The 8,543-nt window shown below is 42.3% G+C and carries 8 protein-coding genes and 4 tRNA genes; all 12 read right to left on the minus strand.

Annotated features, from left to right (window positions below):
* Positions 1 to 104: GTP-binding protein (locus BLV99_RS17395; RefSeq protein WP_022575158.1), on the minus strand; the 104-nt coding region annotated here is incomplete at its 3' end.
* Positions 105 to 251: 147 nt separating this feature from the next.
* A tRNA-Thr gene (locus BLV99_RS17400) sits at positions 252 to 326 on the minus strand.
* A gap of 15 nt (positions 327 to 341) precedes the next feature.
* Positions 342 to 417, minus strand: a tRNA-Gly gene (locus BLV99_RS17405).
* A 37-nt stretch (positions 418 to 454) separates the two neighbouring features.
* Positions 455 to 538, minus strand: a tRNA-Tyr gene (locus BLV99_RS17410).
* A gap of 54 nt (positions 539 to 592) precedes the next feature.
* Positions 593 to 668 (minus strand) — tRNA-Thr (locus BLV99_RS17415).
* A 98-nt stretch (positions 669 to 766) separates the two neighbouring features.
* Positions 767 to 2,260, minus strand: a complete 1,494-nt coding sequence (trpE, locus tag BLV99_RS17420; protein WP_092692934.1) for an anthranilate synthase component I — start codon at positions 2,258 to 2,260, stop codon at positions 767 to 769.
* A 114-nt stretch (positions 2,261 to 2,374) separates the two neighbouring features.
* Positions 2,375 to 3,046, minus strand: a complete 672-nt coding sequence (locus BLV99_RS17425) for a phosphoglycolate phosphatase (protein ID WP_092692936.1) — start codon at positions 3,044 to 3,046, stop codon at positions 2,375 to 2,377.
* Between the two features lie 89 nt (positions 3,047 to 3,135).
* Entirely contained in the window at positions 3,136 to 3,867 is a 732-nt protein-coding gene (locus BLV99_RS17430; protein WP_092692938.1) for an FHA domain-containing protein, read from the minus strand.
* Positions 3,868 to 3,935: 68 nt separating this feature from the next.
* A complete protein-coding gene (gene gspD / locus BLV99_RS17435; protein ID WP_092692941.1) occupies positions 3,936 to 6,203 on the minus strand; it encodes a type II secretion system secretin GspD in 2,268 nt (755 codons plus the stop codon).
* A 43-nt stretch (positions 6,204 to 6,246) separates the two neighbouring features.
* The gene (locus tag BLV99_RS17440; RefSeq protein ID WP_092692943.1) at positions 6,247 to 7,086 is read right to left on the minus strand and encodes a type II secretion system protein N; all 840 of its coding nucleotides are present in this window, start codon (positions 7,084 to 7,086) and stop codon (positions 6,247 to 6,249) included.
* Positions 7,086 to 7,829 (minus strand): type II secretion system protein N, encoded by a 744-nt coding sequence (gene gspN, locus BLV99_RS17445; protein WP_086184360.1) that lies wholly within the window; start codon positions 7,827 to 7,829, stop codon positions 7,086 to 7,088. Before gspN ends, BLV99_RS17440 begins: the two co-directional genes overlap by 1 nt.
* 172 nt (positions 7,830 to 8,001) lie before the next feature.
* The gene (locus tag BLV99_RS17450) at positions 8,002 to 8,328 is read right to left on the minus strand and encodes an H-NS histone family protein (protein WP_004650666.1); all 327 of its coding nucleotides are present in this window, start codon (positions 8,326 to 8,328) and stop codon (positions 8,002 to 8,004) included.
* Between the last annotated feature and the right edge of the window lie 215 nt (positions 8,329 to 8,543).

An 8,543-nucleotide genomic window follows, 5' to 3' on the forward strand; every position in this document is an offset into this window, starting at 1 on the left:
ATTGTTGCAATCGCAGCAGTTAAAGTTGTTTTACCATGGTCAACGTGACCAATTGTGCCCACGTTTACGTGTGGCTTATTACGTTCAAACTTAGCTTTAGCCATGATGATCTTCCTCGTTTACGTCGAACACGGTTTTAAACAACTCAGCATCGACCTATCGTCTAAAAAATTAGACACCTAATACTTAAAAAGCAGACTAAAAAGCCTGCTTTGGGAAAACTGTGTGAACAAGTCACTAAACTGTATATCTGGAGCTCTTATCCAGATTTGAACTGGAGACCTCTCCCTTACCAAGGGAGTGCTCTACCACTGAGCTATAAGAGCAAATTTTCGCTTCAATGGAGCGGGAGACGAGGGTCGAACTCGCGACATGCAGCTTGGAAGGCTGCCGCTCTACCAACTGAGCTACTCCCGCACGATGTTGGCACATCCACTTTTTGAAGTCTTAAAATTGGTGGTGAGGGAAGGATTCGAACCTTCGAAACTTTCGTAGCGGAGTTACAGTCCGCCCCCTTTGACCGCTCGGGAACCTCACCATTTTACACTTACTATCAGTGTTATTCTTTTTACTTACATTCTCAACATTAAGATGGTGCCGGCACACGGATTCGAACTGTGGACCTACTGATTACAAGTCAGTTGCTCTACCAACTGAGCTATGCCGGCGTTTCTTAGTGTTTCGTACGTTTCGTATCGGAACGGTGTGCAGTTTAGCAAAACTCTGAATCCTTGCAAGTGTTTTTTTCAAAAAAAACCTCAAAAACTCATAAAATCAAACCATTTGATGATAATTCAACCGCTTTGATCACTGCACGCGCTTTTATTTGCGTTTCATTCCATTCAGATTCAGGATTTGAATCGACAACCAGCCCCGCTCCTGCCTGAACATAAACCTTATTTTCACGAATTACACAGGTACGAATGGCAATCGACATATCCATTTCACCATGCCAACCCAAATACCCCACTGCACCACCAAAAACTCCGCGTTTTACTGGTTCAACTTCATCAATAATTTCCATCGCACGAATTTTGGGTGCACCAGACAATGTGCCCGCAGGAAATGTCGCCTTAAAAACATCAAGCGCATCGACATCATCGCGAACTTCACCTTGCACATTGGACACAATATGCATCACATGTGAATAACGCTCGATCACCATTTGATCTGTGACTTGCACTTTGCCAATTTTTGATACCCGACCGACATCATTTCGGCCCAAATCAATCAGCATTAAATGCTCTGCAATTTCTTTTTCATCGGAAAGCAAATCTTTTTCCAATGCCAAATCTTCTTCTTTGGTCTTGCCGCGTGGACGCGTTCCAGCCAATGGACGTACCGTTGCAATACCATTCTCCAAACGCGATAAAATCTCTGGAGAAGATCCAACAATATGAAAGGGTTTTTTGTTGTCTAAGGTTTGTCCTTGCACCAAAAATAAATAAGGCGATGGATTTAAATGGCGCAGCGCACGATAAACCTGTAAAGCCTCACCATCAAAGTCTGAAACCATACGATGCCCCGGAACCACTTGCATCACGTCACCGGCACGGATGTATTCTTTGACGGTTTCAATCGATTCCAAATATTTGGCTTTACCTGTCAATGACTCGAAATGTGGTGCAGTATGCTTTTTGGCTTGCAGGCTAATCGGTGTTGCCAACAATGCTTCCAACTGATCGAGTTGCTGTTGTGCTTTAGCATAAGCCTCTGGATCATTGACATCCGCATGCACAATTAAAAATAAAGTGTCTTTTAAGTTGTCAAACACAATCACAGTTTTAGACAGCATCATCCAAATATCTGGCAATCCAACGGGGTCAGCTGCTGGAACATTGGTTAAACGCGGCTCAATATAACGTACCGCATCATAGCCAAAGTAACCCACAAGCCCACCAGTAAAACTTGGTAAGGCAGGTAAATCTTGTTGCGTAGGCACATGAAATTGAGCTTGGAAAGCACGAATATATTGGAATGGGTCGCTGCATGTTTGCGTTTCAAGCGAACCATCCGCCTGTTGAATGGTGAGCACACCTTCATTACAAGAAAAAACCGTCGATTCACCCAAGCCAATAATGGAATAGCGCGCCCAATTCTCCCCACCCTCAACCGATTCAAACAAATAAGCTTGCTGATGATCTTTAAAACGTGCAAAAACTGAAAGTGGGGTTTCAGTATCCGCTAAGCGCTGACGATAAACAGGAATAAGGTTATAGCCAGCAGATGCTAACTGGTCGAATTGAGTTTGCGTTGTCATGAGTATTCTCTATGTTTTCGATATGGGCGTATTTAAGTTCGTTTTCGTGTTATCTGACTTAGTCTCGCCATCGAAAAACCATACAATTTCTCATTCCAATATCCTTATTTTAAATTATTTCGCGAGCAATTCTGTTAAATCATCGACCACTTGCTGTGGTTGGCAATCATGAATATCTTCACCATGATTATAGCCATAGCTCACCACAATACAATCAACCCCTGCACGTCGTGCTGCTTCTACATCATTGCTTGAATCACCAATCATTAATGTTTCTGCCGCAGTGACCCCATATTGATCCACACAAAAGAGCAGCTGACGTGGGTGTGGTTTACGCTCCTCAAAACGATCACCACCAATCACATCAACAAAATACTGCGTTAAGCCCAAGCTTTCAACAATCATCCGTGCAGGTTGTTCTGGTTTATTGGTGACACAGACCATTTGCTTATTGTGACTTAAACCCCATTCTAAAAAATCAATCACCCCATTAAAAGGCTGGGTATCGACACAGGGTTCGGCATTATAAATATTTAAAAAAGTCTCTAATAATTGCTGATGCTGAGTAGGATCGACCTGACCAGTTAAATACTGCAAAGTGCTGTGACAAAACAGTGCGGTTCCCTTACCAATCCACGTTCGCACTTGTGTTTCAGTCACGCTAGGCAGTTGCAAAGCATTTAGGCTCATATTCATGGCCCGATATAAATCGAATGCGGAATCCACCAAAGTGCCATCTAAGTCAAATAAAATAAGCTCACGACTTGCCAATTGTGCTACCGACATCTTATTCCTCTCCATTTATTTCACACAGAAACATCAACCCAAATAATGAAGGCATGCGAGTGCATGCCTTCATTATTGTTTGGCACGGCTTATTTAAAGAATAACCATGCAATGATTGCAAGAATAATCAATGCAATAATAGATATTAAGCCAATCGATGCATTTTTTTGCTCTTCTTTGACTTGTTCAACCCGCGATATAGGCTCTTCTATTGCAATCGGTTGCGGTTCAGGCTGCGCCTGAACATCGACACCTTGTGGAATCGGTGCCGGCTTGGGTATAGCAACCTGTTGTGGCATACCATCTCGACTGACTTGAACTTCGCGATCCCGCTCGGTTAAGCTCGGCATCCCTTGCTCATTCATTTGCTGCGCCACTGTTTTAGATGCCTCTTCAACGTGAGCTGCTTCAGTTTCAGACACAGCAACTGCTTCTGAAGGTTGCTCAGTCGCAGGAATCACTTCGGGTTGCATAACTTTAGGGTCAGCCACAACCTCAGTTGACTCCATTGTTACAGCGGCACTCTTTTGTGCAGGTGCGAGTACTGAAAATTTCAAACTGGCAAATTGTACAATGTCACCTTCTTTCAACAAGGTTTCATGTTCAATACGTAAATCATTCACGAATGAACCATTCGATGAGTTTAAATCTTGCACCCATAAAGCTTGGTCTTTCAGCAAGAACGCTGCATGCTTGCGTGAAATTTCTGCAGCTTGCAATACAATATCTGCGCTCTGATGACGGCCGACCAGCATATCACGGTCGATGCCAATTTCTTGTCCTGTCAATTCACTGGTAATTGCTTGTATTTTCCAAGTCATGAAATGCACTTCTCTTTGCGATTTTTTTCATCATATCACGACAAATCTTCGATTCTTTACAAACGCTATTAAGAACCTGATCGAACCGTGGTTGTAGTCACTGTATTTTTGGTTTTTTTAACCATTGCACTGGGTGCCTGAACAGCTTGTCTTTGCACCATCGGTTCAATAGCAACAGGTGTCGTTACAATAGCATTCGAAGACTGCTGCTGAGCAGCCGAAGGTACAGTTTGATAATCTGGTACTTTCGGTGCTGAAGGCGTCACAGGAAGCCGTTGTTGGTAAATATCATCAATATTTTCTGGTAACTTGGCAAAAGTACCATCCTGATCCATCGCTAACTGTAAGCTATATAATTGGCTATAGCGCTGTTGTGACAAACGATTCACATCTTGGCTATCGCCCACAATCGTCGGATGGATAAACACCAACAGATTACGTTTTTCATTGGATTTTGCATCGGCACGGAATAAACGACCAATGCCAGGAATTGCACCCAACCCTGGCACCGACTGGCGACTGTAAATCGAGTTATCTGAAATCAGACCGCCCAATACAATGGTTTGACCATGTTCAGCTAAAATTGAGGTTTTAATGGCACGTTTACTGGTAATTAAATCCTGAGCTTCGCCTTTTGGCTGCACAGCTGAAACTTCTTGTTCCACTTCTAAACGCACCGTACCATCGGCACCAATATGCGGCACGACTTTAAGCGTCACCCCGACATCTTTACGTTCAATTGATGTATAAGGATTGGCTGTACCACCCGTCGTACTGACTGATCCAGTGACAAAAGGCACATTTTGCCCTACAACAATATAAGCTTCCTCATTGTCCATCGTTACAATAGAAGGCGTGGAGAGTAAATTAGACTTGGTTTTACTCTTTAATGCCTGAATGAGTGCGCCGTATAATTTACGTGAGCCATCAGCACCTTCTTTATAATCACCCAGAATCAGCGACGTTCCTGTACCTAACTTGGATGCAGCACCAGCTGCCCCACCAGTAACATAACCCGCTGCAAGCTGAGCTATACTCGCGCCCACATTGCTAAAATTGATTAAGCCAATACCACTATTTAAGTCACCCAATGCCCACTGCACACCCAGTTGATCGGCATCACTGCCTTCGACCTCAATAATCGCAGCTTCAATCAGGACTTGTTGACGACGTATATCCAGTTGCTGAATCGCCGATTCAATTTCTCGCATGAGTTGTGGATCTGCTTTCACCACCAAAGCATTTTGACTATCGTCCGCAATAATACTGACCCCATTGGCATTAAAACTGGTGATTGAATTTTGATTATTGCTGTTCGATCCACCCCCCAAATTAATGCTTGGCGTGGCAATACTGGATGAACCGCCGCTTGAACTATTCGAACTACTACTGCCTGAATAGCTCGTCGCATTATTATTGTTCGAAGACGATGAAGTATTGGAATTTGATGAACTGGCAACCGCCTGACCAGTCACTAAGCCTTGTAAAATTTCAGCCAGATTTTTTGCACTGGCATATTTTAAACGGAAGACTTTTAAGCCACCCAAACGATCTGCGGTAGGCACATCCAACATTTCAATCATTTGACGAATGCGCTTGCGCGTTGCCGTATCACCTTTTAACACAATACGATTAGTTCGCGTATCGGCAATAATTCGGATACGGGAGCCTTTTAAGTCTCTTGCTGCGCCTGTGGAACTCATTGACTCAAGTAAACCGATCATTTCTTCAGCCTGACTCGATTGCAACGTGACGGCCTCAATATCGTTTTGCCCAGTTCCATCCAAATTACGAATGATCGTTTCAATCTGATAAATATTACTGGCACGGTCGGAAACAATCAGTGCATTGGTACCGGCCACCGCAGACATATGTGCAAACTGCGGCATTAAAGGACGCAATGCTGGAATTAAATCGTTGGGATTGGTATTTTCAAGCCAAATGACTCGAGTGACAATTTGATCACCCGTTGCACGTTGTTTGGCATCGTATGGAATACCTGAGCCTTTCACATTGCTATCGGGAACAAGTTTGATGGTATTGCCTGAAGGAACAGCCACAACACCATTGACATTCAAAACCCCTAAAAATAAGTCATATACTTCAGCTTTATTTAAAGGCTTATTGGAAATGACCGTCACATTGCCACGTACACGCGGATCAACAGCAAAGTTTTTCCCTGTAATATCAGCAACTTCATTAATAAATGCTGTTAAATCAGCGTCACGCAAATTAATTTTCCATGTTTGTGCATAGCTTGCCGTGCTCACCATAGCCATAAGCGGTGCAGCAGCGAATAAAGCCCAAACTGGACGATGATGATTAAATAAAGCCATAAAATTTCGTGCTTCCTAATCCTATAATGTGACGATGCATCACTTAAAAACTCTGTTGTATGGTCATCACCTGATCACCACGCTTTATTTCTATTTTAACTTGACCTTCACGTCGAGCCTGTTCCAACAACTGGGCATCACTTTGCCCCTGACCGACAGCCTGTCCATTTAAAGACATAATCCGATCACCGGGTTGTAAGCCCAGTTTGCTGCGTAATGCGGCAGGTGTTCTTGAAGTCACTTCATAGCCCTCACCTGCGGCATTCACCCCCATATCTTTTAAATATTGTTCCCGATCTTGCTGTATTTTTTGTACTGCTTGCCCTAATGCATTCTGTTCCTGACTCTGCTGCATTTGAGTCGCTTGATTATGAGCAGATGATGGATTTTCTACAGGCTGAACAATCGATTGATCCAAACCATTTTCAATACCTTTGAACTTTAACTCTCGAGTTGTGCCATTATTTTGGCGTAACAGCACTCGATCCCAATACACTTGCGCAAGTTGGTAAGAGGTATTGGCAATGTTTTCCCCCACCCGATAGCGATCTGCCACTTCATTCATCTTAATCACCGCAGAGGAAAACTGACTCGGGTAACCCACCATCACACCTTGCAAGACCAGATTGATGCTTTCATCGGCAGCCGCTGTTGCGCCCACTTCTTGAAATAATGCAAATGAAGCAATATTCGGGACTTGAGCTTGTTGCGAACCCAAGGGAATACGTTCGACTTGCATCACCTGAGGCGGTGCGACAAGCAACCAAAAAATACTCGCCAATTTCCAGCACAAATACAGAATAAGCAAAAGTAAGAGTATCGGAGCTGCCCGATCGGCCTGCTTCCAATTTAATTGTTGAATTTTTTCAATCCACTCACTCATTAGAAACCACCTTTAAATAAAGGCTGTCTCGAACTAATGACATAAGTGTCTAAACCTGCTTTCCCTTCATAGGAAGGAATATTCATCAATAAACGCTGCGTCAATTGCACATCCAACATCAAGTTTTGATCAACAGCCAATGCCATCAGCTTTTGATCGCGCTGATCACGAATATCAAACATCAGTTTATTGTTTTCATCTGATAGCTTTCCTTTCAATGACGGTATATTCATTCGATCTTGACGTTGAGCATAACTATAAATCAGCTCACCACCCGCCCATTGCAACTGACCGTCAGCCTGTGTAAAGCCCTGCTGTTTGTTAAAATTAAATTCAATATTTTGCAGTTGAATGGTATTGGTCGGCCACTGCCAATCCACCATATTTTTCAAAGTTTCAGGTGCAATTTGTCCATTCAAATCATGAATTGTTATTTTTTTGCCAAAACCATAACCGACCACACCATCCAATTGTGTATGCCCACTATGGACTTCTAGCTGCGCCCCTAAACGCAACAAAAACAGATCCAATGGTCGTGTTTTCCAACTCAACGATCCTCGTAAATTACCTTGATGCCAATCTGCTTGTCCTTGCCAAATATTACCACTTACATTTTGCAAGACTTGGTTGTTTTTATAAAATTTTGAAATGAGCCAAGCCGCTGGTATTTGGAGTAATACAAAAATAAAAAAGACCAGGATAGCAAAGATCCACCACGCCATATATTTGGGTTTTTTTATCATCCCAGCACGACCAACATATCAATTATTCTTCCTTGAGCCACTATATTATCTTTCTACACACATTATGCATACTTTTTCCACAACGCCAATTCTAAGATATAAAAAAACCAAGCATAAATGCTTGGTTTTTTCAGTCTAATCCGCTTGGATGACATTCTTATGAATTTTGCAATTAGATCAGAAAGTCTTCCAATTTTGCACCATTTTCTAATTCAGCAACCAACCAACGCGGTTGTTTACCACGACCCGTCCAAGTATCAACAGGATTCTGTTTGCTACGATAACGTGGCTCGACAGACTTACGTGTACTTTTCTTGCGTTTAGTTGCACCAAACTCTAAAAGCTGCTCAATCGTCAAACCAACTTTATCTGCAATGGCTAAAATTTGCTGATAAGCATCTTCAATCGCTTGATCTTTTTTAGAAGCAATTAATGCTTCCGCTTCAACCTGTAAATGTTTTAACTCTTCAACAGATAAATTACTAATGTCTGGCATCATATTAACTCCAACTAGATTTTATATTTATTTATACAACGCCGACATAATATTTTTATTGCTTAAGATATACAATATAAAAATTTAAATTATCAACAATATTTAAACAGATTCCATACTTCTACGCCAATCTCAACTTTAAATAAGCTTTTCAAATTGAATCGGCGAATAACCACATTTTTTATTCATAACGACGCAGACCGTATGTGACAAAATCT

Origin of the sequence: Acinetobacter kyonggiensis, from assembly GCF_900107285.1 — a bacterium.
Lineage (GTDB): Bacteria > Pseudomonadota > Gammaproteobacteria > Pseudomonadales > Moraxellaceae > Acinetobacter > Acinetobacter kyonggiensis.